Here is a 24,120-nt window from a genome sequence, read left to right as displayed (position 1 = left end):
TGAAACTTCTTGTAGTAAAAAACGCAGCGTAGGCTGCGTTTTTTGTTTGGTTCTTCTACTGAGCTTAATGGTTAACGCTTAAGAGCGTGTCCACTCTTTTCAGCTTGGAACAGAGCGAGGTAATGGGCAAAAAAGCGCTGCATTTGTTGTTGGTTGTTTTGTTCTCCAAGTTGCCCGAGCAGATGTGCAGCGACTTCAAACGTGCACAAATTACCTTGTTGTTGGTTGCGTCGCAGCTGATATTGTGAGTCCGCCGACGCAGATAATCCCATAGTAGGGATACCTTCTAACCAACGGCTCTTATTGATCATCTTGCGCGCCTCTTGCCAGGTGGCATCTAAAATAATAAACAGCGGAGTTTTGGTTTGTTGCTGGCTTTGGAGTACCACATGTTCGAGTGTGATACTTTCTTCACAGGGGAAGAGCAACACCGGATACCGCGATGGATCAGCTAATAGAGTGAGCAATTCTGCTGGTGGCTGTTTGCGATCCCAGATTACTCGCTCAATGCTGAGTTGGCACTGCTCTAGTAGCTGGCCGGTATTAGTATCACGCTTCAGTTCATTCGGATGCATTAACAGCAGGATGTTGTGCTCACTGTTAAGTTTCGGCATTAGCGAGCACATACAATTGAATTGAAAACCGCAGGTTGGACACGGTTGTGACATTACAGACGAACTCCTTCTCGCACCGGGCTTATCCCATCAGAGAACAGACGCACGCCACTGACTTGGCTCGGCGTTGCCGTTGGCGCCATGCTTGGGTTGAGTGGGTAGCTAACCCCAGTGTATTGCATCACGTGTTGAGCCGCTTTAGCTCCGCCACTGCTGACATTAAAAATCAGATCTCGCCAACCATGAGAGGTTTGTTGGCCGAGCATAATCGGGCTTTGCACTAGTGTAATGCGGCTATTAAATCGCCATTCCTTTTCGTGATGTTCAAATATCAGCAATGTACAGCCTCCGGAACCACACCAATCCAACTGTACCAATAGCTCTTCGTTACCATCGCTGTTGAGGTCGTAAGTTAGCCAACGGTATTGGTTATTGTTGGGGGTGGTTTGATGGATAAAGAAGTAGTTGCGCACCGCGGCATCTACTTTTGAATCAAACTCTGCACTAGAAGGGACGTCAGCACTACCGATGGGGTTGTTGGTGCGTTTTTCGGCTGGTTGCATGATGCCTTCATCACGAACGGTGGCAGGATAAAGGACTAAACCACCATCGGTGATTGGGTATACTAAGTTACCGACTTTTTCTTTGGTCGCTTTGAGCTGATTGCCTTCTCGAGTAAACAGTCGCTCTGACATCAGTCTTTGCTGTTGATGATGCGTCATGACAACTTGAACCTGAGACGGACTTAACTGTTGCCAGTAACCACGCTCGATTAATGGTGCTTGTCCATTGGCGTAACGGTATTTTGTTGTGGCGCTGTGGTCTGGGTTTAAGGTCATTTGTACTTCAAAGCCTTGTGATTGGGTTGAGGTCGCGACATAGGTATTAGCCCAGCCAAGCGTTGCATCGACGTTTGCAGCCATACCACAACCTTGATACGTCTCGCCATCATGTTTTAGTGTTGCTTTCCAGCCATACAAAGAATCGCTCATTGTGTCTGAGCAGAGGTTTTCTGTTAAGCGAAGCTCACCACCTTGCAGTTGATAAGTGCGCTGGCGAGGTTGAAGCTGACTGCTGTTAATCGCTAATTTTGTGGTTTGTTTGCCGATTTGCTGGAATGTTAGTCCATTAGCCTCAAAGCTTGCCGACCAAGAAGGCTCATTACCAAACACGCGAGTTGGTTTGTTTGGTTGCTGACAACGGTTTGGGTTTTCCGTTGTGAGGAAGTTCACTTGTTCCACGACAAAGTTAGCATCGAAATCAGCAGAAAACCCATCGATGCCCGGTGGGTTGAGGTGGCCGATAACCTCGCCATACATAGTCTGGTAAGGCTCGTTATTTAACTGAATTGCTCGTTGCATTTGCTGTGGTGATAGTTGCAACCAATATTGCTTGTCGCTGCCACAAGGCATGATGTATTGGCTCTCGTGACCGACGATCACTTTTCCGCGCAGCATAAAAGTTTGAGGTTGAATGGTTTCAGGCTTATCTAAGGTTGCTGGTGGAGAGGTTGGGTCAGCGGCACCAGATTGTGGCGACTGTGAACTACATGCTTGCAGAACCAGCAGGGTGGCAAGCGCCACTGGGTTTTTCAAAGCCTTCATGTTATATCTTCCTCATTATTGTTACTCAATCGGCATCGGATGGCATTATGGCATATTGGTTATTTAAAACTGAACCAGATACCTTTTCTATTGACACGCTTCGAACCCAAAAGGTTTCATGTTGGGAGGGAGTTCGTAATTATCAGGCGCGCAATATGATGCGTGACCAAGTGAAGGTGGGCGATTTAGTCCTGATTTACCACTCTTCTTGTAAACATGTTGGCGTGGCAGGTATTGCTAAAGTTGTGAGAGAAGCCTATCCCGATCATTTCCAATTCGATCCCGAAAGCGATTATTACGATCCAAAGTCAGACCCAGACAACCCGCGTTGGATTATGGTGGATGTAGAGTTTGTACGTAAAACGGCGCGAGTGATTCCGTTGTCGGTGATGAAAGCGATGCCAGAACTTGAGAACATGCCGTTGGTGAAACGTGGAAATCGCTTGTCGATTATGCCCGTGACAGAAGAAGAATGGGACGCGATTCTTGGCAAAGAGAAGCTGCCAAGTCAGCGATAAAAGAGAAGGGCTGCGAATGTGCAGCCCTTCATTATTTGGAGTATTGAAGCTTACAGCAAGTGTTCTTGTAGGTAGTGTGCAACCGCATCTTCAGCATTGCTGCCAATTACTTCATTATTTGGTAGAGCTTTCATCACTTTTTCGTGTGATGTACCCATAACTAGCCCTTTACCTGCCATCGACAGCATTTCTACGTCATTCATGCCATCACCAAATGCTACGCAGTTTTCTAACGTGAGGTCGAGTTTTTTCGCTACCGCTTCAAGAGCATGACCTTTAGACACGCCAGCGCTCATTACTTCCAAACACCAAGGCGTTGAAAATGCGATGTTCAGCTTATCACCAAACTGCTCACGTAGTTTGTTTTCAAATACGACCAAACGTTCGTGGTCTTCTCCTGGATGCGTGAAGAAAACTTTCGCAATACCGTCAGTTGGGGCGTGGTCTTCATCAAATAAGACGTAAGTGAATTCATCGTGGAAGTCACGTAACGTTTCATCATCCTTGTTCATCAACCAGCTATCATTTTGATACATGTGAATAAGTATTTCTTGATCATGTTTGATCGTGTCGATCACGCCTTGTACCAGTTCCGCAGGGACATTCTCGCTGTACATTAGCTGATCTTCCTGGTCATGCACTCGGGCACCATTCGACGTGATCATATAAGCTGGAATGCCAACTTGGCGACGGATGCTCGCAACGTCTACGTGGTGACGGCCGGTTGCAAAGACAAAGGTATAACCCTTTTCATGCAGCGCTTTTAGCGTCTCTTTTGAGTAAGCACTGAGCTGATGGTTAGGTGCGAGTAACGTGCCATCCAGATCAGAGGCAACGATTTTGGTGATCTCTTTGCAAGGTAGCGATGTGCTCATGAAGTCCTCGTAAACGGTTTGGATAGTGTGGAACAGGTGAATTGCAAACGGAGTACAGCAGACTGACTAGATCGTACTGCTCCGAATGCGGGGGAACTTGGGCCCGTAGCACTATGCGGTTAAACACTGTGTCAAAGTAGCCAAGTTCAAGCAGTGTACGCCAAAATGAGGATGAAAAAGAGGGTAAATCGATGTGTAGACATTTCCTCTTTAATCTTAGTCGTGAAATGGTCGCCTAGAGTTCTTATTGTGCTTGTTCGTTTGATGGCGATTTATGGTCATTCATAAAGCGGAAAATCGCATCGAGCGCTTGATTACGATACTTATCGGTCTCGAATAAGATTTCATGCTGTGCGCCTTCGATAGAAAGCAGCTCCGCGTGTGGGTTGGTTTTCCGCAATTTATCAATAAAACGCTTTTGCGCGAGGTTGCTAACAATCCGATCGTTTCCGGCTTGGATTAGGATGACTGGTATTTTGACTTGGCGAGTTAATAAAAAGCACTGCTTAGCGGCCATGAGCCCTTGCCAAACCCAGCGAGTGCTTGGCCCACCGACTTGCAGTTCCGGTTTTTCCGTATATAGGTTTCGGAACCATTGGTAGCGGCCGTAACTTTGGCTAAGTGGGTTATCTTCAAAGGGCTTAGGGAAGTAGGCCTGATGTCCTGGTGCATAGCGTGGTAAAGTCGATACCGCTGACATAATTTGTGTGACCGGAATCGCTATTGGTGATAGGTACCATGGCAGGTTAATGCCAAACATGGGCGCACTTAGAATCAAACCAGTAAAAGGGTGTTCTGAGTGAGTTTGCAGGTAACGTGTCGCGATCGCGCCGCCCATAGAGTGCGCGATGATGAAGCATTGTTGATATTCGCTAAGGTCGTGTTTTTTTACGACGATGTCCATATCATCAATATAATCAGTAAAGTCATAGACGTGACCCATATCTGAGTCAGATAATAAACGATCTGATAAACCTTGTCCGCGGTGGTCAAAGGAATAGACATCGAAACCTTGGCGGTAGAGATCGTAAAACAGCTCTTGGTATTTCCAGGAAGACTCAATGCGTCCATTTACGATGAGCACGGCTTTTTTATGCTCTGGGTTGGTTAGCTTGCACCAGTAAATGTTCTTTTTCTCAGTCCCTTTAACAAAGCCCTCTTGGCGAGTTTGCCAAAGTGCTGCGATCGGACCACCAATTGCTTGCTCAAATAATGTCTCTTGAGTATAAGTCAAAGGTGAATGGTTAGTCGCCATTAGTTGATTACCTGAAGATACGTTGTTTACGCGATGTATCATCGAAGAATTAGTGAGGAAATGCAATGGATACCCATGTCTGGTTAGCTTATGTAGTAACAGCAATCGTTTTTAGTTTGGCTCCGGGCTCTGGCACGGTGAACTCAATCAGTAATGGTTTGAGTTACGGTACCCGTAAATCACTGGGTGCCATTATTGGCTTACAAATTGGTTTAGTTATCCACATCGCGCTGGTGGGGGCGGGTATTGGTGCGCTTGTCGCGCAGTCAGCAACCGCATTTTCTGTCATTAAATGGGTTGGTGCCGCTTATCTGGTTTGGTTGGGGATTCAGAAATGGCGCGACACATCAAGCTTAGTCGCAGCTGAAAACCACAACGAGATGTCAGGCACGGCGCTGTTGTACAAGGCAGTGTTAATTAACCTCACCAACCCTAAATCGATTGTTTTTCTGGTGGCGTTGTTCCCGCAGTTTATTGACCCAGCAAAAGACCAAATCACGCAACTGTTGGTGCTTGGCGTCACTACGGTCGTGATTGATGCGTGTGTAATGTTGGGTTACACGAGCTTGGCAGCACAAATGGGACGCTTTATTCGCTCCGATAAAATCATGGGAAAAATAAACAAAGTATTCGGTTCAATGTTCATGGGTTGTGGTGCATTATTAGCAGCTGCAAAGTCATAAGCCATTTATAGGTCCTTCTTTAGCATGAATACAACGTATGTCGCTCGCCAGCCGATCTTTAACCGAAAAAGACAGACGCTGGGTTATGAATTGTTGTTTCGAGACGGGGAGAGTAACGCATACCCTTCACATATTGATTCAAATCGAGCGACATACCGACTGATTGTCGAAAACTTCCTATCGCTGGGTACTAACCCAGTGATTGCCTCTTCTAGATGCTTTATTAACTTTCCTCATCAAAGCTTGGTGCGACGTTTGCCGCGCAGTTTGCCGAAAAACAAAATTGTCATCGAAGTGTTGGAAACGTGCCAACCTACGGATGAGCTTCTTGATGCGATTCGTGAGTTTTATCGAGAAGGTTACTTGATCGCTTTGGATGACTTCACCCTAACACCAGAATGGCGCCGTTTTTTGCCATATGTGCATATTGTGAAGCTCGACATTATGGCGATGGGGCTCGAAAAGGCCTGTGAACTGGTCAAAACACACCTTGCCAAACGCGTCAAATACCACTTTTTAGCAGAACGTGTTGAAACCGCAGAAGAATTTGAGCAAGCGAAAGCGGCTGGCTTTAAATTTTTCCAAGGTTATTTTTTTAGCAAGCCACTCGTCTCGCAGACTAAATACGTCAGTCCTGAGCAAGTGTTGGCATTGCAACTGTTTCGTGAAGTTTGTGCTCCTGAGCCTGACTTTACTCGTATCGAGTCCATCATTACGCAAGATGTCGCGCTTTCGTATAAGTTATTGCGTTTTGTAAATACGCAAGCGCCGAATTTGGCTGTCGAAATCAGCTCTTTTCGTCAGGCATTGATTTATCTTGGCCAGGATAACCTTAAGCAGTTTGTCTCTTTGGTTGTGGCATCGTATATCTCCAGTAACAAGCCTCGAGAGCTGTATCACCTTTCATTGCAACGAGCTCAATTTTGCCAATTGATGTCGCGCTATCAGCCATTCTCTCATCTCAACGAACAAGGTTTCATGGTTGGTTTGCTGTCGATTCTAGATGCGTTGCTGGATCTTTCGGTGGAATCTTTAGTTAGGCAGTTACCGCTTAGTCATTCAGTACAACAAGCGCTATTACATCGCAAAGGGGTTTATGGTGCACTTATTTCCCTCGAAGAGTGCTACGAGCGTGCCGATTGGTCGGGGGTTGAAAAAATCACGATGCAATTGGGGTTGCCTTTAGAGGAAGTGAAGCTCTCCTTAGGTGAAGCGGTTCGCTGGAGTCAAAGCATCGCGACTGCATAATTTCTGGTCTTATCTTTTATCTCTTTGAATCTCTCTCTTTACAATCAAGCTGTTCGTTAGATGTGAAACTTTTATGACGATGGACGGTTTCCTCTTGACGATATACCTTAATTAAATAAACATATACGCATATCCATATATAGGTATGTTCATTATGCTTCCACATCAGTTTTTTAAGCTGTTATCCGATGAAACACGCGTACGTTGTTTAATGCTCGTGGCCCGTGAAGGTGAAACTTGCGTTGGTGATTTGGCGTTTGCTCTGCAAGAGAGCCAGCCGAAAGTTTCTCGTCATCTTGCTCAGTTACGATCCAGTGGCATCTTGGTGGATAAACGCCAAGGGCAATGGGTGTATTACGAGTTATCACAGCAATTACCAGGTTGGATGCGAAAGTTAATTGAAGACTTAGTGGCATCAAACTGTTTGAAGCAGGAATACCAAGACGACATCACACGCTTACACGATAAAAGTCGTGAGGCTTGCTGTTAACAGCGAATAGAGATTCAAGGTAGAAGGTTAGAGGGTAAAACTATGACAATTAAAGTAGGAATTAATGGCTTTGGCCGAATTGGTCGCTTAGCGCTGCGAGCGGCATTTGATTGGCCAGAATTGGAGTTTGTGTTAATCAACGATGTCGCAGGTGACGCCGCTACGCTTGGTCACTTATTAGAATTCGATTCAGTGCAAGGTCGTTGGCATCATGGAGTTCAGGTCGAAGGCAGTGAGCTCGTCATCAACGGCAAGCGTGTCGCCACGACTCAACAACGCGATATCGATGCGGTGAACTGGTCTGATTGTGATGTTGTGATTGAAGCGACAGGCGTACATCGCAAAACATCATTCCTGAATAAATACCTAGAGCAAGGCGTGAAACGTGTCGTGGTAAGCGCACCTGTGAAAGAAGAAGGTATCGCGAACATTGTGGTGGGCGTGAACGACCATATTTTCGACCCTGAAAAACATCGTATCGTGACAGCGGCTTCGTGTACGACTAACTGTATCGCACCTGTGGTTAAAGTCATTCATGAGAAATTGGGTATCGAACAATCTTCTTTTACGACCATTCACGACCTGACGAATACGCAAACTATTTTGGATGCGCCACACAAAGATCTACGCCGTGCAAGAGCATGCGGCATGAGCCTTATCCCAACCACTACGGGTAGCGCGAAGGCGATTGTCGAAATTTTCCCAGAATTAAAAGACAAAATTAATGGTCATGCGGTTCGCGTACCTCTAGCAAACGCATCGTTAACAGACATCATTTTTGATGTGAAGCGTGATACCACGGCAGAAGAAGTGAATGCACTGTTAAAAGAAGCATCTGAAGGTGATTTGAAAGGCATCCTTGGCTTCGAAGAGCGTCCTTTAGTTTCTATCGATTATAAAGGCGACCAACGTTCAACCATCGTTGATGCGCAATCAACCATGGTTGTGGGTTCTCGTATGGTTAAGATTTACGCTTGGTACGATAACGAAATGGGTTATGCAACGCGCACAGCAGAGCTGGTTCGTAACGTTGGTTTGGCTTAAAAGGGGGTCACAATGTCTCATCCTACATGGCAATTAGATTTGGACTCCGGTGCTTTAATCTTAACACCGTGCCCAGGAACGAAAGGTGTCGATTTGCATGCGTCGTTAGAACAGTTGAAAGAGCAGGGTGTTCAAGCGGTCGTTACTGCATTAGATGATAGTGAATTAGCTGCGAAGAATGTCTCTGCATTGGGTGAAGCCACTCAGCAACTGGGAATGAAATGGTTCCAGATCGAGATTGAAGACGACTGCGCACCAAATGAAGAGTTTGCGACGAAGTGGCAACAAGCCAGTCCGGAACTGCACGCGATTCTTGCTCAAGGTGGCAAAGTTGCGATGCATTGCATGGGTGGTTCGGGGCGCACAGGTTTGTTCGCTGCTCACCTACTCCTAGAAAAGGAATGGCAGTTAGAAGATATCGTGCGAGAAGTGCAGGCATTGCGCCCTGGTGCATTTACAAAACCTGTGCAAGTTGAGTACATCGAACGCGTGGCTCAAGACGCTTGATCAGCTTAAATAGCTTTTGGTTCATTATGATCCAAAAGCTAAATTCGAGCTTCTTCAGGATACGACTGTTTACAAAAAAAGCCATTAATATTAACTAATGCATTGTTTTTAAGTTGTATTTTGCTTTTTATTGATGTTGGGGCATTTTTTGAAAATCACAGCAACATTGTATTGGTCAATGTTGCTGTACAGGTTAGGAAGTATTTAGAACATGATGATCTAAATGCTTCTATCGCTGTACATATGAGGTCAATATGATTTCTCAATTAAGCAAAAGTATTCGTCAGTACATGTTAGTGACGTTTAACTATTGGAACTTTACGGTGACCGATGGCGCACTGCGTATGCTGGTGGTGCTCTATTTTCATGACTTAGGTTATTCCACGTTAGCTATTGCCTCACTGTTCCTTTTCTATGAATTTTTTGGTGTGGTGACAAACCTAGTTGGTGGTTGGCTGGGCGCAAGGTTAGGCCTTAATAAAACCATGAACATTGGTTTAGCGATGCAAGTGTTTGCGTTGTTGATGCTCGCAGTACCAAATGCATGGCTGACCATTCCTTGGGTGATGGCAGCGCAAGCTCTGTCGGGGATTGCCAAAGATCTGAACAAAATGAGTGCTAAGAGCGCGATTAAAACGCTAGTACCAGACGAGCAGCAAGGGGCGCTCTACAAATGGGTAGCGATTTTGACTGGCTCGAAGAATGCACTCAAAGGAGCGGGCTTTTTTGTTGGTGGCTTGCTGCTGTCTTGGGTGGGTTTTCAAAACTCGATGTTTATTATGGCGGGTGTACTTACATTAGTGTTTATTTGCAGCATGATCTGGCTAGAAGCGGACATGGGTAAAGCAAAGAGTAAACCTAAGTTTCGCCAAATATTCTCCAAGTCTGAATCGATAAACATTTTATCCGCAGCTCGCATGTTCTTGTTTGGGGCGCGTGATGTGTGGTTTGTGGTCGCTCTGCCTATTTATCTTGGTAGCGTGTTTGGCTGGGATCACTTGTGGGTTGGTAGCTTTCTCGCAGCGTGGGTTATTGCTTATGGGTTTGTGCAAGGCTTTGCGCCGCGTATTACTGGCAAAGCGCAAGGTCGTGTGCCTGATGGTAGTGCTGCATTGGTGTGGGCAGGAATCCTAGCGTTAATTACGGCTGGTATTGCTTATGGTGTGCAAATCGGTTGGCAGCCTGAATTGGTGATTGTGGTAGGTTTGATGATTTTTGGCGCTGTGTTTGCCATTAACTCTTCGCTGCACTCGTACTTGATAGTGAGCTACGCTAAAGGCGATGGCGTCTCGTTGGATGTCGGTTTTTACTACATGGCCAATGCGATGGGACGTTTGATTGGCACGGTATTATCGGGTTGGATCTACCAAGAGGCTGGTCTTGCGGCGTGCTTATGGGTTTCTTTTGCTTTCTTGGCACTGACGACGCTGATTTCAATTAAGTTGCCAAAAGCTAATGTTGCTACTGCGTAACTACCCCCAGTATCGCTATCTGTAGATGGTATAAATGGCTCCAAATCGGAGCCATTTTTGTTTCTTATGCGCCGTTTGCTGTAATCAGATTGTTTCGGTTTGGCATCGAGAGTGAATACTGATGCTTGGTTTTTGGTTCTCGTTAAGTGATTAGAGTGGTGATGAAATCCCCGTTGTAGGTCATTGTTGAGTTAAAAATAAGCAAAAACAGATTGTTAACTATTTCACTGGTTGAGATTTACCCTATGCTATAAACGATAAGCGACTCAAAGTAGGGAAAGGTATGAGAGAAAGGGTTCTGTTTTTTGATTTATTGCGCTGCTTCGCAGCGGTAGCAGTGATCGCCATTCACGTCTTGGCACCGTATCGAAATGAGTTAGGAGTGATTCCATTTGACCAATGGCTGACAGCGGTAGGCGTGAATAGCGTAACCCGCTGGGCAGTGCCAGTTTTTATTTTGATCACCGGAGCGCTAATGCTCAGTGACACTCGACCATTTGACGGTAAGTATTATATCAAAAGGCGTTTGGGCAAAGTTTTAGTTCCATTTCTTATTTGGTCGATGTTTTATGCATACCTTTCAGGCTGGACTTCTCAAGGCTTTGATTTTGAAACCGTAAAAGAGGTATTAAGCAATAGCCCATTCCACGCAACGTATTACCATCTCGGCTTTTTCTATTACTTTATACCACTGTATTTTGTGATTCCGCTGTTTCAATGGATGGTACGCAACGTGGATGACAACGTCTTGTATACCTATCTCGCATTTTGGCTTTTCACCAGCACTCTGTTCTTGTTCAAGATTGATGGCCCTTGGAGTAATCAGATGTGGCTTTATATGGGTTACCTTCCACTGGGGTATGTTTTATTTCAAAAGGTACCTTTGAATCGCTCTATGGTGACCTTATTTGTTGGGCTAGGACTCGTGGCGTTGGCAGTGACCTTTACGATGGTTGTGACAAATAGCTTAGAGGCGGAGAAGTATACGGTTGGGCGCTGGCTCTCTTATAAAACACTGAATGTGATTCTAGCGGCTTCGATGATTTTTATGATCGGGCGTTACTTTGGTGAAGGCTTATCACCAAAAGTACAAAAAGCGGTCAGTGTGATCAGTCAGCACAGCTTGGGGATTTACTTACTTCACCCTATTTTCTTATGGCCGATGAAAGAGTTCGGTTGGTACACAGGACATCCTGCTTGGGTGATTCCAGTCTGGATCGTTCTTAGTGGATCTGGAGCCTTAGCGATGAGCTATCTCTTTTCTCGTTCTGCCAAGACTCGTTGGTTACTGCCTTAACGTTTGATAGCGAAGTGAAGGAACTTGTTGCCGCGATAGGTCAGTGTTCCCTTATCTCCAGGGTTGAGTGCATGGTAGTAATGCACTCCAATTTGGAATTCACGCTTTGGACCGATAGAACCACGTTGAACGTAAATCCAATACTCTTGATCGTCTTGACCTGGTGGTGCGTTTGGTATGTCTATCGCTTGTTTATCTAAAACCGTTACCTGCGCGCTTTGCTCTGGAGCGTCTTCGCCCACATAGTGCTTACTATAAAAACGGAAAAACACCCACGCGCCCAAGGCAATAAGGGCGAATAGGGCGAAAATAAGTGAGATTGGCATATTAACCTCCAATGTTTTATCGGGTCCCATTCTACAGAACTCGCTGACGAAACGATGAGTTGAGGTAACTTATTCATAATCTAATGAAAGGGACATGAATTTTATTCGGCGCACTTCACGGTTTATCTCAATGGGGACGCGATGAAATTGTTGCTTCATCTGTAAGCTACGTCACTAAAGCTGAACTAAGCAGCTTTCACTTGTCTGGCTATATGAGCTCAAGGGCACAAATTGAAAGTAAAATTGCACTTAACGGCTCGAAAAAGCTCTAAATTTATAGAAGAATAAAAATAATGAACATAGGAAGGGTCTGGTAAGGAGGGTTACGATGTCAGATATTGAAAAAGTAGTCATGCGTACCCGAACGATCGAAAAACTTTTGCGTACTCAGTACCATGCAGAAGGGAAAGGGTTGCACCAACTTATTAATAGTTGTGAAGAACGTTTACCGCATGACGTGATAGCAAAGCTTCGATTCATCGCAACCGTGCGTAACAAAGTGGTGCACGAAGACGATTACAAGCTGGATGATCGTAAAGGCTTTATGGCGGCATGTGATGCTTGTGAAAAAGAGCTGACACCAAGAAGCTCTCGCTTTATTTGGCGTACAGCAATTTTGCTAATGACGTTGATTACGCTGGCCGCTCTTGGTTTCTACTATATGCACTGGGATATTTTGTCTAAGCACATTCAGTAGAGCTATACAGATAAATAAAAAAGGACGCATTTGCGTCCTTTTTTATTTTAAATCATTGGGTTAGTACATCATTGGCAGTGTCATTAAACCCACAACCACTGCAATCATAACCAGCCCTTGTTTTTGAGAAGATGAAATCATAACACTACCCCTTAATCTTTGATGAACTCGATGAATTTAATATAGCACTGTTTTTGGGGTTTGATCAACATATGCTCGTTAATCTTTTCAAAAACCACACTTAACTTGTCTAGTTTTACGTGATTCTGACTAATGAAACTATGTTTTTTGTGCTGTATTTAAAGTGTTCACATTGTTTTATTTCTATCCTTTTTTGTTTTAAGTATATGATTTTATAATGTTAAATGGTTTGTGATGTTGGCTTTGTAATTGTTTTTTGTTTCGAATGGTATGTTGGGTGTTTATTTTGTCTGTATTTCTCAAAAATTGAGAAAATTAAAAAATGTGCTATGAGGTTGCATCGTCAAATCGAAAGCATGGAGTGAGATTTTCTTACCTTATGAGAAAATATGGGCTTCAAAAGTGTTTAGTGATTTTATGGTTTATGAAGTCCGCACTTTTATCTGTTATTGAAATTATGGTTTTATTTATCATTGACTTACTTTTCTTGTCTGATGTTTTTTTTACTGAATTAAGGTCGGTTTTCTTAGTTTTTACCCCTAGTCATCAGTGGTTTCTCCTCTCTTAGAGCGCTACTAAGACTATTTTCTATTTTGTGTCTGTTATTTATTCTTGCTGCCTGCATTACATACATCCTGGTGGTTTAATCGTCAGTTTGTGAAATGGCGGCTTACCTGGAGCACTTATCTGTTTTTCAGTTAAATAGTTTTAGAAAGCGTTGGTTATTGTGTCGTGTGATTTGATGGGTTCGGCTGATGAGCAAAGCTTGGCCCCAATGTTTAGTGGCATCATTCAGGCTCATCGGCTTTATTATTACGTAGGCTGAGGGTTACAAAATGTTTCGAATCGCTAGCGAGATCCAACTTTCGTAGATTGTGTCTTTACATCAAAACTGGTCTACCTAGACTAGCGGCGAGTTTAAGTAAAAGGTGTATACTGCATGTGGAGTTGGCTGGCGATAGGGCTATCAGGTGTGTATTCCGTGTTGGGAGCAAAGCAAGCTAACCCGACACAATCCCTCGTGTTTAAAATCTTTACTCTGCTACTTCTTCTTGTGTTGGTGTTAACTCAAGGTGCATCCGCAACATATACCTACTGGATTGCGGGTGGGCTTATTGTGTCTATGGTGGCAGATACGCTGCACTCGTTTAAAACTCGTAAGCTAATCTATTTTACGGCTTATCTGGTTGCCCAGGTATGCTACAGCAAGTCATTTTGGGTGCAGCTTAATGGTGAGATTGTCTGGTGGCTGTTGGCCCTGTTGCTTGCAGCGAGTATCGTGGCGTTCTTTTTGTTGCTACCTCAACTCGACTCTCTGGTATTCCCTGTTGTGATCATGGGGATGATGCTGGTTCAACTTGCTTGGGCAGCCGGTGAAGTTTGGTTACAAGTGCCGAGTTACGCCAATGCTATCGGCTTTAGCGGAACCTTAGTTCTCATCTATTCGGCGCTGGCATACGCGATACACGGTTATCGAAAACCGATGAAACACGCCTATTTGTGGGTGAGTGGCAGTTACTTTTTTGCTCATGCCCTCATTGTTGCCTCAATCATTTACTAATTTAAGTCAAAGCAGCTCTTGAGGATTTCAGTAAACTGAACGCATTGTTCTTAATAACTGGAGTCAATAATGAGTGAAATCCATGCTCACGAGCTGCTAAACCTACTTAGAGAAACACCAATGGATCGCGAAGCCCTCACACAGCACTTTGGTGCTAGCGTTCGCTTTCACACCTGTAAACTGAATGATCTAGACTTAGATGCATTACTAGCATTTTTGCTCAAGCGCGACAAAATTCGTGAGCTTGAAGGTAAGTTTGTGGTCAATATGGCGCGAGTTTGCAATCACTAAACGGCGGCTAAGATCGAGGGTGACTATGGTGTTTTCGCCCTCAGTCATATACTCATGTTGTCAGTTTGCTATACACTGGCCGCCATTTTTTAGGTGAGGCCAGAATATGGACATTCTTTCTGCAGCGACCATGCTGTTTCTAATCATGGACCCTCTCGGTAACTTGCCGATTGTGTTGTCTATTCTCAAACATATCGATCCCAAGCGTCGTCGTAAGGTATTGATTCGTGAACTACTGTTTGCCTTACTGATTTTGATGTTGTTTCTGTTTGCAGGACAAAGCATCTTAAGTTTTTTGCATGTCCAGCCAGAAACGCTCAGCATTTCAGGTGGCATTATTCTCTTCATTATTGCGATTAAGATGATTTTCCCGAGTGCTGGCAGCATCACTGGACTGGCAGCAGGCGAGGAGCCCTTTATTGTTCCGATGGCCATTCCTATGATCGCGGGCCCTTCAGTGATTGCAGCCTTGCTTTTACTGTCTTCGCAACATCCAGAGAAAATGTTGGAAATGTCAGCATCAGTCGTAATTGCGTGGGGCGCAACATTTTTTATACTGATGTTTTATGGCTTCTTTAATCGCTTGTTGGGTGAACGTGGCTTGAAGGCGGTAGAACGCTTAATGGGCTTGTTACTGGTGATGATCTCCACTCAAATGTTCTTGGATGGTGTAAAAAGTTACATTGGGTGACGAACGAAACGCAGAAAAAAAGCCGCTCACAAGAGCGGCTTTTTCGTATCTGAGCGATTACATCATGTGTTTACGACGAATATCGAGTAGGGCAAAAATACCAAAAATCAGGATTGAATATTTTTCCCAACTGCTCATTTTTATTTTGTCGCCAAATGCACCAATGAAGATGGCCATTTGTAAACCGTGCATGATGAACAAAAAAGCGGTCATGATGTATAGCGCAATCGCGGCATTGCCGGGAAAGGGCATAAAAATATTTAGGATTAATACTAACCAAACAAAGGCGATAGCCGCTTTGGCCAGCATAATTAGTGCTTTCATTTAAGTATCCTTTTAAATCGAGGCGTTATGCGGAGGTACGTTCGTACAGACGATAGCTCACTTGGCCTGCTGTTTTTTCTCGATGTAATTGCCAGTTTTCTGGTAAGTCGGCAATATTGAGTTCTTTTTCTGTTTCAATATAAATCATCGCATCTTCCGCGAGCCAGCCATTTTGTTCTAGCAGAGCCACGGTCTCATCCAATAGACCTTTGCGAAACGGTGGGTCAATAAACACCACATGGTGAGCAGAACCCGGTTGCTTCAAAAAACTCAGTGCGTCGGTATTTACCACTTGGATGTTGTTCGCGTTAAGAGAGGCAACATTCTTTTGTAACTGTTGGAAAGCTTGTGGGTTTAGCTCAACCATGGTCACTTGCTCTGCTTGGCGCGAAGCTGACTCAAATCCCAAGCCGCCAGAGCCAGCAAACAAGTCGAGACATTTTGCCTGTGGTACATCTTGAGCTAACCAGTTAAACAGCGTTTCTTTGACGCGATCTGTCGTGGGGCGTAAGCCTTCAGCATCGTGTACAGGAAGTTTTCTGCCTCTCCATAAGCCACTAATAATGCGAACAAAGCCCGTTGTTGGTTTTTTTTGTGATGAGTTTTGCTGGCGACGTCTTACCATAGATTTTTTGACCGCTAATAAAGTGATACTATATCTAATCGCCCAAGCAATGAGCTTGGAGCTTGGATACAGCCCAGAATATTCAAGATGACAGAGTGTAACACTAATAAGATTAGAATTACCTAATCGGAAAGTTTTCAGAACTTTGTCATTAGCCTTTTTTAGACAGATAATAATCTTGTCAAAAAAGAGTCATTAATAGATAAAAGAACAATCTAGGATAGCCCCAGATGACGGAAAAAAAGAAGCGCGGATTACTTTCGTGGCTAGGTTTTGGTGACGAAGAACAAAGCCCAAAACCAAAAACTGAAGAAACAGTAAAAGAAGAAGCAGTGGAAGCGCCTTCTGAAGAGCAGCAAACCGAAGCGGTTGCTGAGCAAGCGGAAGCAACGCCAGAACTTGAAGAAGAAGCGAAACAATCAGAGGCTGCCCCAGCAGAAGCAGAAGCAGAAGCAGAAGCAGAAGCAGAAGCAGAAGCAGAAGCAGAAGCAGAAGAGCCAGAAGTCGTATCGGCCGCGCCTCGTGTTCAAGAACAAGAAAAGCCAACAGAAAGCTTTTTTGCTCGTCTTAAACGCAGCCTAAGCCGAACAAAAGCAAATATTGGTGCTGGCTTCTTCGGTCTGTTCAGCGGTAAGAAAATCGATGAGGACTTATTTGAAGAGCTAGAAGAGCAACTGCTTATTGCTGATGTGGGCATGAATACCACAACAAAAATTATCAACAACCTGACAGAAAAAGCCACACGTGGCGATCTGAAAGACGGCGAAGCCCTTTATGGTTTGTTGAAAGAAGAAATGGCTGAGATTCTTTCTAAAGTCGAACAGCCACTAGAAATCGATAGCAACAAAACGCCTTACGTCATCTTGATGGTGGGTGTAAATGGCGTGGGTAAAACCACGACCATCGGTAAGCTAGCGAAGCAGTTCCAAACTCAAGGCAAAAAAGTGATGCTTGCAGCGGGCGATACTTTCCGTGCCGCAGCGGTTGAGCAGTTACAAGTGTGGGGTGAACGTAATAATGTTCCTGTGATTGCTCAACATACTGGCGCAGACAGTGCCTCTGTTATCTATGATGCGATTGAAGCGGCAAAAGCACGTGGTGTGGATGTGGTGATTGCTGATACAGCAGGTCGTCTACAGAACAAAGCGAACCTAATGGAAGAGCTGCGTAAGATTGTACGTGTGATGAAGAAAATTGATGACTCTGCACCACATGAGATCATGCTAACGCTTGATGCAGGTACAGGACAAAATGCCATTAGCCAAGCGAAACTTTTCAGTGATGTTGCCCCTCTAACCGGGATTACTTTGACTAAGCTGGATGGTACAGCCAAGGGCGGCGTAATTTTCGCTATCGCTGATCAGTTCGGTATTCCAATTCGTTACATTGGTGTGGGTGAAGGTATCGAAGACTTGCGTCCATTTGAAACTCAAGAGTTTATTGACGCACTGTTTAGTCGTGAAGAATAAAAAGAGTTAGAGGAAATCAACGGTGATCAAATTTCAGCAAGTAAGCAAAGCTTACCGAGGTGGTCGACAAGCACTGCAAAAAGTCGATTTTCACCTGAGGCGCGGTGAAATGGCGTTTTTAGGTGGACATTCCGGGGCTGGTAAAAGTACCTTGCTGAAATTGATCTGCGCGATAGAGCGACCAACCGATGGCAAAATCCATTTTAATGGCCACGACATCACGCGTATTCCAGGCAAAGACATCCCTTTTTTGCGCCGCAATATTGGGATTGTTTTTCAAGATCATCGCCTATTGATGGATCGCAGTGTGTACGACAATGTCGCTCTGCCAATGCGTATCGAATCGATTTCTGAAAACGAAATCAAACGCCGTGTTTCTGCGGCGTTAGATAAAACGGGCTTACTCGATAAAGCTCGTTGTCTACCTAGTCAACTTTCTGGTGGTGAGCAACAGCGCGTCGGTATTGCCCGTGCTGTGGTTAATCGACCAACGTTGCTGGTGGCTGATGAGCCTACGGGTAACCTTGACCCAGAATTATCCAACCGTGTGTTGCGTCTATTCGAAGAATTTAACCGTGCGGGCGTGACTATCCTACTTGCCACGCACGATGTGGGGTTAGTAAACACTCGCCCACAGTATCGTCATTTTGAATTGAACCAAGGCTTCCTAAGTGAGGTAGAAGACTATGGCAGGTAACAAGCACTCCCAAAAGAAGGGGAAAGGCCGCAGTGCCAAGCGTGCGAATACCGATGGTTTTTTCTCTGTCCACGCAAAACAAGCTAAATCCTCTTTTAGCGCCTTATGGCAACGACCACTAGGCAACATTCTGACTCTAGCGGTCATCTCCATGGCACTTGCCATGCCAGCTTGTTTGTATCTATTGGGGAAAAACGTTGCGGGGGCAGCGGAAGATGTCGCTTCTCCTTCACAAGTTAGTGCTTACTTAGTTGAAGGTATGCCGGATGCGCGAGTGATGGTTCTCAAAGATCAAATTGAAACTTGGCCTTTGGTAAAAGAGGTAGAGTATATTTCACCGCAACAAGGTCTATCTGATTTAAGCCAATATGCAGGGTTCGACCAAGCTATCAGCCTCTTAAGTGGCTATGCGCTACCTGGTGTGTTGGTGATTACGCCAGATTCGGAGCTAAAAAGTGATATTCAGTCATTAGCCAAAGACGTTCGAGAGCAACAAGATGTGACCGACGTGAGACTTGACGAAGACTGGCTAGCGCGTCTTGATGCCATCAAAACTCTCGCGAGTATTATTGTCATTACCCTGACAGTGCTGATGCTCGGTGCGGTATTTTTAATCGTTGGCAATACATTGCGATTTAATGTGCTGGCGAATAAAGAAGAGATTCAAACCATGAAACTGATCGGTGCGACGGACAGTTTCATTCTGCGCCCTTACTTGTACACAGGTATGTGGTTTGGCGTGTTAGGTGCCACTATTGCGTGGTTGGTAACGGCTTTAGTGACCATTGTCATGAATAGTGCGGTGGAAGACCTTGCTGCGTTGTACGATAGCCAGTTCCGCCTGATTGGTCTAAGTTGGGATGAATCTTTGTTACTAATCATCATTGGGAGTCTTTTGGGATGTATTGCGGCGCGCTTTTCTGCGCAACGACATTTAAAAGAAATTGAACCAGTTTAAGTGATGGCGGTCTTATTACTTGGATTTCATTAGCACTAGCTAATTTTGAACCCTTGCTTAGACCAAATGTTTATGGATAATTGCTTCCCCTTCTTGAAACTTGTTCATTTTGAGTTCAAGATATCGAAGCTAAATTGCAATGTAATGCTCCAGATCAGAGATTGATGAGGAATTGAATGACAAAAGAAGCGTATCCGATGGCTCTAGTCACGCAAGATAGCCTTGATAGCTATATTCGCTCAGTAAACAGCTACCCAATGCTGACTGCAGACGAAGAGCGTGAGCTGGCAGAACGATTACACTATAAAGGTGAGATTGAGGCTGCAAAAGGTCTAATTCTTTCGCACCTACGATTCGTTGTTCACGTTGCTCGTGGTTACTCTGGCTACGGTTTGCCAATGGCGGATCTTGTGCAAGAGGGTAACATCGGTCTAATGAAAGCCGTTAAGCGTTTTAACCCAGAAGTAGGGGTTCGCTTGGTTTCTTTTGCTGTCCACTGGATCAAAGCAGAGATCCACGAATACGTGCTACGTAACTGGCGTATCGTGAAAATTGCGACCACTAAAGCGCAACGTAAATTGTTCTTCAACCTGCGTAAGTCGAAAAAGCGCTTGGGTTGGTTTAACAACGGTGAAGTGGAAACCGTTGCGCGCGAGTTAGGTGTTGAGCCTTCTGAAGTTCGCGAGATGGAATCACGCTTAGCGGCGGTGGATTCAACCTTTGATATGCCAACTGATGAAGACGACAGCTCAAACGCTTACACAGCGCCGATGCTATACCTAGAAGACAAATCGTCTGATGTGGCCGACAACATTGAAGCCGCCAACTGGGAAATGCATACCAACAATCGCTTGGGTCATGCATTAGCGAGTTTGGATGAGCGTAGTCAGCGCATCGTGCGTTCTCGTTGGTTAGATGATGAGAAAGCAACATTGCAAGACTTAGCTGATGAGTTCGGTGTTTCTGCCGAGCGTATTCGCCAGCTAGAAAAAAATGCAATGAAGAAACTAAAATTGGCTGTGGGTGAATTTTAATTTCCACTGCTAATTGAAAGTAAGATTTTCATAGAAAGCCGAGATCATGTGATCTCGGCTTTTTTATTGTCGATCGAAAATCGATAGCGTTTGCGATCCGGATTTTATGTGCTACCTGTGTATAACTCTGTGAAGTAATTATTTATCAACTGTTCGAAACCCGGACAAAATAAGGGATTCAAGCACTTTTCCATCTGGGGATAGTTATAGATATACACACAGTTAGATCAGGATCATCACTACATATTGTGGATCAAAAGATCCAAATACACTTTATCAACGCAATTCACAGCTTTATCCACAAATGGTTGGAATGTGTACACTTTTGAAAACCCTGATTATCCATGTGTCTAAGTTTGCCGTTGGATAGGTTACAATAGCGGCAGTATACCCAAGCAGCTTCAAATATGGATTTTATGCTGTACCACGGGTGCTGATTAGTACGTTAGGTTCGAGGTTGCTTGGGTATATTAATAAGACAATGAGAAAGTAAATGGATCAGTTTAAGCATATCGATGTACAAGGTGCGCAAGCGCTGCTCGAGCAGGGTGATGCGAAGCTTGTAGATATCCGTGACCCTCAATCGTTTGCCGTTGCACATGCCGAGTCCGCGTATCACTTAACTAACGATACGATCGTTGCGTTTATGGATGAAGTGGAGTTCGAACAACCTATTCTAGTGATGTGTTACCACGGTATTAGTAGCCAAGGTGCGGCGCAATATTTGGTTAACCAAGGCTTTGAACAGGTGTACAGTGTAGATGGTGGCTTTGAAGCCTGGCATCGAGCAGAACTACCGATAGTGAGAAGTTAATGAAGAGATTGGTAACGTTAAATAATCCACGTATGGCGCAAGCCTTTATTGATTATATGGCCTCTCGCCAAATTGACATCGAAATGATGCCAGAAGGGGATGGGCAATTTGCGCTGTGGCTGACTGATAGCCAGCATGAAATAGAAGCGGAAGCCGAACTTAAGCTGTTCCTTGCTAACCCGTCTGATTCAAAATACAGCGCCGCCTCGTGGGACGTTGCCGATACTCGTAAGAGCACATTTCATTATTCCAGCCCGAGTATCATGAGCATGGTCAAAGCGAAAGCTGGCCCCATGACTTTGCTGATCATGACAGTCTGTATCATCACCTACTTGTTACAAATGTTTGGCTTTGGCAATGGCGTGTTTAAGTTGTTGCACTTCCCGGCTTTTGAGGGGCAACAATGGCAAGTGTGGCGATGGCTAAGTCATGCGTTACTGCACTTTTCAGTAACTCACATCGTGTTTAACTTACTATGGTGGTGGCAGTTGGGTGGCGACATCGAACGTCGTCTCGGTTCCGGTAAGCTATTGCAACTCTTTGTGGTGTCGGCAGCGCTTTCAGGGGCTGGCCAGTTCTATGTTGAAGGGGCTAACTTCGGCGGCTTGTCTGGCGTGGTCTATGCACTGCTTGGTTATTTGTGGATATTGGGTTACCGCTTGCCACATTTAGGCCTTACGCTACCCAAGCCAATTATCGTCTTTATGTTGGTATGGTTAGTTCTTGGTTTTGTGCAGCCATTTATGGCGATTGCAAACACCGCTCACTTAGTTGGGCTACTGTCGGGGATGGCGATTGCGCTGTTTGATTCAGGCAAGATGAAATACCAACAGCAAGCCTAAAGCAGATGAAATGAAAAGACCGCTCAAGGGCGGTCTTTTTTTATGTTCAAAACGGATTTGGGTTTATTGATAAAGGTATTTTGTAAACAACAAATCGGCAATGATGGTTTTACCTGTTTCAGGCAAAAGTGTTTCGTTGAGGGTCGTCACTAAGGTTTTGCGCAGATCTTCTCGGCCAGACAGGGACTTAATCGTATCTTCTGTTTGCTTACCCAGTAATTCAATCACTGCATCGCGAATCAAAGGTTGGTGATGCTCAACAACTGATAAATCTTGTTGACTCATTACCATGATGTCGATGCGCACTTGCACATAACCTAACTTTTTGCCTTTGGTGTAAAAGTTAGTAGTGAGATCAGGCTCTAGGGTAAAGTATGCCAACTTAGGTCCAGCTTCTTCCGTTTCAGCCCAACTTGGTGCGGCGAATAGTATGGTTAACGCAAAAATAATTTGGGCTATATAACGTTTGTACATATTTCTAACTTTTCTTTCTCTGGATCGCGATATTCGAATCGCTTCAGTCTTGATACAATGGGCCGTCTATAACAAATAACGGAACTTACGGTTACATACATTACTATGGACGGTAAGTTGTTGCTTTATTGTACGCATAAAGCCTCCAATTGAATACTAGTATGAATCAGCCAACATCACTCTATCTTGCTTCTTTATTGGAAGTAGAGTGGCAAAACCCCGAAGAATTCGAATTTCCAAATGAATTTGCCAAGCATTGGCTTGAAGAGCAAGGGTCTTTGTCACGTCGTTTAAAACAGCACTGCCAAGCGTTAACGGTAGAATTGCTACAAAATCAGATCGTCACTGCAGCGACATTAAAACAGGACGAAAGCCAGTTATTGTCCGAACAAGATTGCTTACTGAGAGAGGTCATTTTGTGCGGTGACAATAATAACTGGGTTATTGGGCGGACATTGATTCCTCGTTCAACCTTAGTTGATCAGCAGTATGATTTGGCTCAACAAGGGGATATCCCATTAGGATTAACAGTGTTCAGCGCAGATAACGTTGAGCGAGACTCTTTACAAATGGGATGGGTAGCCGTACCAGAAGGACGTTTGTTAGCGCGACGCTCAAGGTTGTGGATGAATCACAAACCGATGCTAGTCGCCGAGTTATTCTTATCTAATTCACCAGTTTACGCTAAGGAGACAGTGTAAATGTCCGCAGAAAAAGCCAAAGCATATTGGCAACTGATGCGCATGGATCGCCCGATTGGTTCACTGTTACTGATGTGGCCAACGATTTGGGCGCTAATTATCTCAGCCCAAGGGATGCCAAGTTGGGATGTATTCATCGTGTTTGTATTGGGGGTATTCCTAATGCGTAGTGCGGGGTGCGTGATTAATGATTTTGCAGATCGCAAAGTCGACGGCCATGTAAAGCGTACTAAGCAACGTCCACTGCCATCAGGGAAAGTGACAGCAAAAGAAGCGATTGGATTATTTTTGGTTTTGGGTATCAGCTCGTTTTTGTTAGTGCTGACCATGAACCCGCTGACGATTCAGCTATCCTTCGCTGGCATTGTGTTGGCGTTCATCTATCCATTTATGAAGCGTTACACTCATATTCCACAGCTATTTTTAGGCTTGGCTTTTAGCTGGGCGATTCCAATGGCGTGGGCTGCACAAACTGGGGAATTACCATTGATTGTTTGGTTTTTGTTCCTCATTAACGCTTTGTGGACCATTGCGTACGACACTCAATATGCGATGGTAGACCGAGATGATGATCTAAAGATTGGCATTAAATCGACGGCAATTCTGTTTGGTCGTCATGACAAGCTTATTATTGGCGTGTTGCAACTGATTACACTCGCGATGTTGGTTTGGTTAGGGCAGTTCTACCAATTGGGACAAAGTTACTACTGGACCCTTTTGATTGCAGCGTCATTGTTTGTTTATCAGCAGCACTTAATTCGTCACCGTGAGCGTGAGTTGTGCTTTAAGGCTTTCCTTAACAACAATTATGTTGGCATGGTGATAGCGATAGGTTTACTGGTCGCATTTTGGTAAGCGAAGAAATAGA

28 protein-coding genes are annotated in these 24,120 nt (G+C 44.6%); 20 read left to right on the top strand and 8 right to left on the bottom strand.

Features of this window, described 5'->3' with window-relative positions; translation table 11 throughout:
* Positions 1–71: 71 nt before the first annotated feature.
* Together IQP38_RS21580 and IQP38_RS21575 are read right to left on the bottom strand one after the other, a co-directional pair.
* Positions 72–668, bottom strand: a complete 597-nt coding sequence (locus tag IQP38_RS21580; RefSeq protein WP_031780839.1) for a tRNA-uridine aminocarboxypropyltransferase — start codon at positions 666–668, stop codon at positions 72–74.
* Positions 668–2,218, bottom strand: coding sequence for a COG3650 family protein (locus tag IQP38_RS21575; RefSeq protein WP_193838026.1), 1,551 nt, complete (start codon positions 2,216–2,218; stop codon positions 668–670). Before IQP38_RS21575 ends, IQP38_RS21580 begins: the two co-directional genes overlap by 1 nt.
* Positions 2,219–2,265: 47 nt before the next feature.
* On the opposite strand from IQP38_RS21575, the gene IQP38_RS21570 reads away from it, so the two are divergent.
* The gene (locus IQP38_RS21570; RefSeq protein WP_005378735.1) at positions 2,266–2,736 is read left to right on the top strand and encodes an EVE domain-containing protein; all 471 of its coding nucleotides are present in this window, start codon (positions 2,266–2,268) and stop codon (positions 2,734–2,736) included.
* Positions 2,737–2,786: 50 nt separating this feature from the next.
* Here the strand turns inward: IQP38_RS21570 and IQP38_RS21565 are convergent, their stop codons facing one another.
* Positions 2,787–3,611, bottom strand: a complete 825-nt coding sequence (locus IQP38_RS21565; RefSeq protein WP_017636084.1) for a Cof-type HAD-IIB family hydrolase — start codon at positions 3,609–3,611, stop codon at positions 2,787–2,789.
* Positions 3,612–3,855: 244 nt separating this feature from the next.
* On the bottom strand, positions 3,856–4,866 hold the full coding sequence (locus IQP38_RS21560; RefSeq protein WP_062730808.1) for an alpha/beta fold hydrolase: 1,011 nt from the start codon (positions 4,864–4,866) through the stop codon (positions 3,856–3,858).
* Between the two features lie 65 nt (positions 4,867–4,931).
* On the opposite strand from IQP38_RS21560, the gene rhtB reads away from it, so the two are divergent.
* From rhtB to IQP38_RS21525, 7 genes are all read left to right on the top strand, one after another.
* Complete coding sequence (gene rhtB / locus IQP38_RS21555; RefSeq protein ID WP_005378732.1) at positions 4,932–5,549, top strand: homoserine/homoserine lactone efflux protein; 618 nt, start codon at positions 4,932–4,934, stop codon at positions 5,547–5,549.
* Positions 5,550–5,573: 24 nt separating this feature from the next.
* Positions 5,574–6,797, top strand: coding sequence for an EAL and HDOD domain-containing protein (locus IQP38_RS21550; protein WP_053304474.1), 1,224 nt, complete (start codon positions 5,574–5,576; stop codon positions 6,795–6,797).
* A 154-nt stretch (positions 6,798–6,951) separates the two neighbouring features.
* Entirely contained in the window at positions 6,952–7,287 is a 336-nt protein-coding gene (locus IQP38_RS21545) for a metalloregulator ArsR/SmtB family transcription factor (RefSeq protein ID WP_005378730.1), read from the top strand.
* Positions 7,288–7,329: 42 nt separating this feature from the next.
* Positions 7,330–8,331: an ArsJ-associated glyceraldehyde-3-phosphate dehydrogenase gene (locus tag IQP38_RS21540; protein WP_005383630.1), complete on the top strand. Its 1,002-nt coding sequence runs from the start codon at positions 7,330–7,332 to the stop codon at positions 8,329–8,331.
* Positions 8,332–8,343: 12 nt separating this feature from the next.
* A complete protein-coding gene (locus IQP38_RS21535; RefSeq protein WP_005383629.1) occupies positions 8,344–8,838 on the top strand; it encodes a cyclin-dependent kinase inhibitor 3 family protein in 495 nt (164 codons plus the stop codon).
* Between the two features lie 254 nt (positions 8,839–9,092).
* Positions 9,093–10,310, top strand: a complete 1,218-nt coding sequence (gene arsJ / locus IQP38_RS21530; protein WP_053350825.1) for an organoarsenical effux MFS transporter ArsJ — start codon at positions 9,093–9,095, stop codon at positions 10,308–10,310.
* A 283-nt stretch (positions 10,311–10,593) separates the two neighbouring features.
* Positions 10,594–11,607 carry an acyltransferase gene (locus IQP38_RS21525; protein WP_017821298.1) on the top strand — a complete coding sequence of 338 codons (1,014 nt, stop codon included), beginning with the start codon at positions 10,594–10,596 and terminating at the stop codon, positions 11,605–11,607.
* Here the strand turns inward: IQP38_RS21525 and IQP38_RS21520 are convergent.
* Positions 11,604–11,933 carry a DUF2500 domain-containing protein gene (locus tag IQP38_RS21520; RefSeq protein WP_005378719.1) on the bottom strand — a complete coding sequence of 110 codons (330 nt, stop codon included), beginning with the start codon at positions 11,931–11,933 and terminating at the stop codon, positions 11,604–11,606. The two genes, IQP38_RS21525 and IQP38_RS21520, sit on opposite strands and share 4 nt — an antisense overlap.
* A gap of 328 nt (positions 11,934–12,261) precedes the next feature.
* Between IQP38_RS21520 and IQP38_RS21515 the strand changes: the two genes are divergently transcribed.
* The 4 genes from IQP38_RS21515 to IQP38_RS21500 all read left to right on the top strand — a co-directional run bounded on the left by IQP38_RS21515 (position 12,262) and on the right by IQP38_RS21500 (position 15,314).
* Positions 12,262–12,630, top strand: coding sequence for a hypothetical protein (locus IQP38_RS21515; RefSeq protein WP_005378717.1), 369 nt, complete (start codon positions 12,262–12,264; stop codon positions 12,628–12,630).
* A gap of 1,081 nt (positions 12,631–13,711) precedes the next feature.
* On the top strand, positions 13,712–14,332 hold the full coding sequence (locus IQP38_RS21510) for a lysoplasmalogenase (protein WP_005389670.1): 621 nt from the start codon (positions 13,712–13,714) through the stop codon (positions 14,330–14,332).
* Positions 14,333–14,401: 69 nt separating this feature from the next.
* Positions 14,402–14,623: a YecH family metal-binding protein gene (locus IQP38_RS21505; protein WP_005378711.1), complete on the top strand. Its 222-nt coding sequence runs from the start codon at positions 14,402–14,404 to the stop codon at positions 14,621–14,623.
* 106 nt (positions 14,624–14,729) lie between these two features.
* Entirely contained in the window at positions 14,730–15,314 is a 585-nt protein-coding gene (locus IQP38_RS21500; protein ID WP_005389671.1) for a YhgN family NAAT transporter, read from the top strand.
* A gap of 57 nt (positions 15,315–15,371) precedes the next feature.
* Here IQP38_RS21500 and IQP38_RS21495 read toward each other — a convergent pair whose 3' ends face one another.
* Positions 15,372–15,638: a DUF1145 domain-containing protein gene (locus IQP38_RS21495; protein ID WP_005378704.1), complete on the bottom strand. Its 267-nt coding sequence runs from the start codon at positions 15,636–15,638 to the stop codon at positions 15,372–15,374.
* Positions 15,639–15,663: 25 nt separating this feature from the next.
* Positions 15,664–16,263: a 16S rRNA (guanine(966)-N(2))-methyltransferase RsmD gene (gene rsmD / locus IQP38_RS21490; RefSeq protein WP_005378702.1), complete on the bottom strand. Its 600-nt coding sequence runs from the start codon at positions 16,261–16,263 to the stop codon at positions 15,664–15,666.
* A 230-nt stretch (positions 16,264–16,493) separates the two neighbouring features.
* Between rsmD and ftsY the strand changes: the two genes are divergently transcribed.
* The 6 genes from ftsY to glpG all read left to right on the top strand — a co-directional run bounded on the left by ftsY (position 16,494) and on the right by glpG (position 22,077).
* Entirely contained in the window at positions 16,494–17,732 is a 1,239-nt protein-coding gene (gene ftsY / locus IQP38_RS21485) for a signal recognition particle-docking protein FtsY (RefSeq protein ID WP_086047095.1), read from the top strand.
* A 22-nt stretch (positions 17,733–17,754) separates the two neighbouring features.
* On the top strand, positions 17,755–18,429 hold the full coding sequence (gene ftsE / locus IQP38_RS21480; RefSeq protein ID WP_005378697.1) for a cell division ATP-binding protein FtsE: 675 nt from the start codon (positions 17,755–17,757) through the stop codon (positions 18,427–18,429).
* The gene (ftsX, locus tag IQP38_RS21475; protein ID WP_005378695.1) at positions 18,419–19,387 is read left to right on the top strand and encodes a permease-like cell division protein FtsX; all 969 of its coding nucleotides are present in this window, start codon (positions 18,419–18,421) and stop codon (positions 19,385–19,387) included. The genes ftsE and ftsX overlap by 11 nt, the downstream gene beginning before the upstream one ends.
* 176 nt (positions 19,388–19,563) lie before the next feature.
* The gene (gene rpoH, locus IQP38_RS21470; RefSeq protein WP_005378693.1) at positions 19,564–20,421 is read left to right on the top strand and encodes an RNA polymerase sigma factor RpoH; all 858 of its coding nucleotides are present in this window, start codon (positions 19,564–19,566) and stop codon (positions 20,419–20,421) included.
* A 493-nt stretch (positions 20,422–20,914) separates the two neighbouring features.
* Positions 20,915–21,235, top strand: a complete 321-nt coding sequence (gene glpE / locus IQP38_RS21465; protein ID WP_005378691.1) for a thiosulfate sulfurtransferase GlpE — start codon at positions 20,915–20,917, stop codon at positions 21,233–21,235.
* On the top strand, positions 21,235–22,077 hold the full coding sequence (glpG, locus tag IQP38_RS21460) for a rhomboid family intramembrane serine protease GlpG (protein WP_193838024.1): 843 nt from the start codon (positions 21,235–21,237) through the stop codon (positions 22,075–22,077). Before glpE ends, glpG begins: the two co-directional genes overlap by 1 nt.
* Positions 22,078–22,140: 63 nt before the next feature.
* On the opposite strand, the gene IQP38_RS21455 is transcribed toward glpG, so the two are convergent.
* Positions 22,141–22,551 (bottom strand): flagellar basal body-associated protein FliL, encoded by a 411-nt coding sequence (locus IQP38_RS21455; protein ID WP_005378687.1) that lies wholly within the window; start codon positions 22,549–22,551, stop codon positions 22,141–22,143.
* 161 nt (positions 22,552–22,712) lie between these two features.
* Here IQP38_RS21455 and IQP38_RS21450 point away from each other — a divergent pair, with 161 nt between their 5' ends.
* Together IQP38_RS21450 and ubiA are read left to right on the top strand one after the other, a co-directional pair.
* Positions 22,713–23,252 (top strand): chorismate lyase, encoded by a 540-nt coding sequence (locus tag IQP38_RS21450; RefSeq protein WP_005378686.1) that lies wholly within the window; start codon positions 22,713–22,715, stop codon positions 23,250–23,252.
* The gene (gene ubiA, locus IQP38_RS21445) at positions 23,253–24,107 is read left to right on the top strand and encodes a 4-hydroxybenzoate octaprenyltransferase (RefSeq protein ID WP_005378684.1); all 855 of its coding nucleotides are present in this window, start codon (positions 23,253–23,255) and stop codon (positions 24,105–24,107) included.
* Positions 24,108–24,120: the final 13 nt, after the last annotated feature.

The organism is Vibrio sp. OPT41, assembly GCF_015163595.1.
Classification (GTDB): Bacteria; Pseudomonadota; Gammaproteobacteria; order Enterobacterales; family Vibrionaceae; genus Vibrio; species Vibrio alginolyticus.
This window is presented reverse-complemented; position numbering and strand designations above follow the sequence as displayed.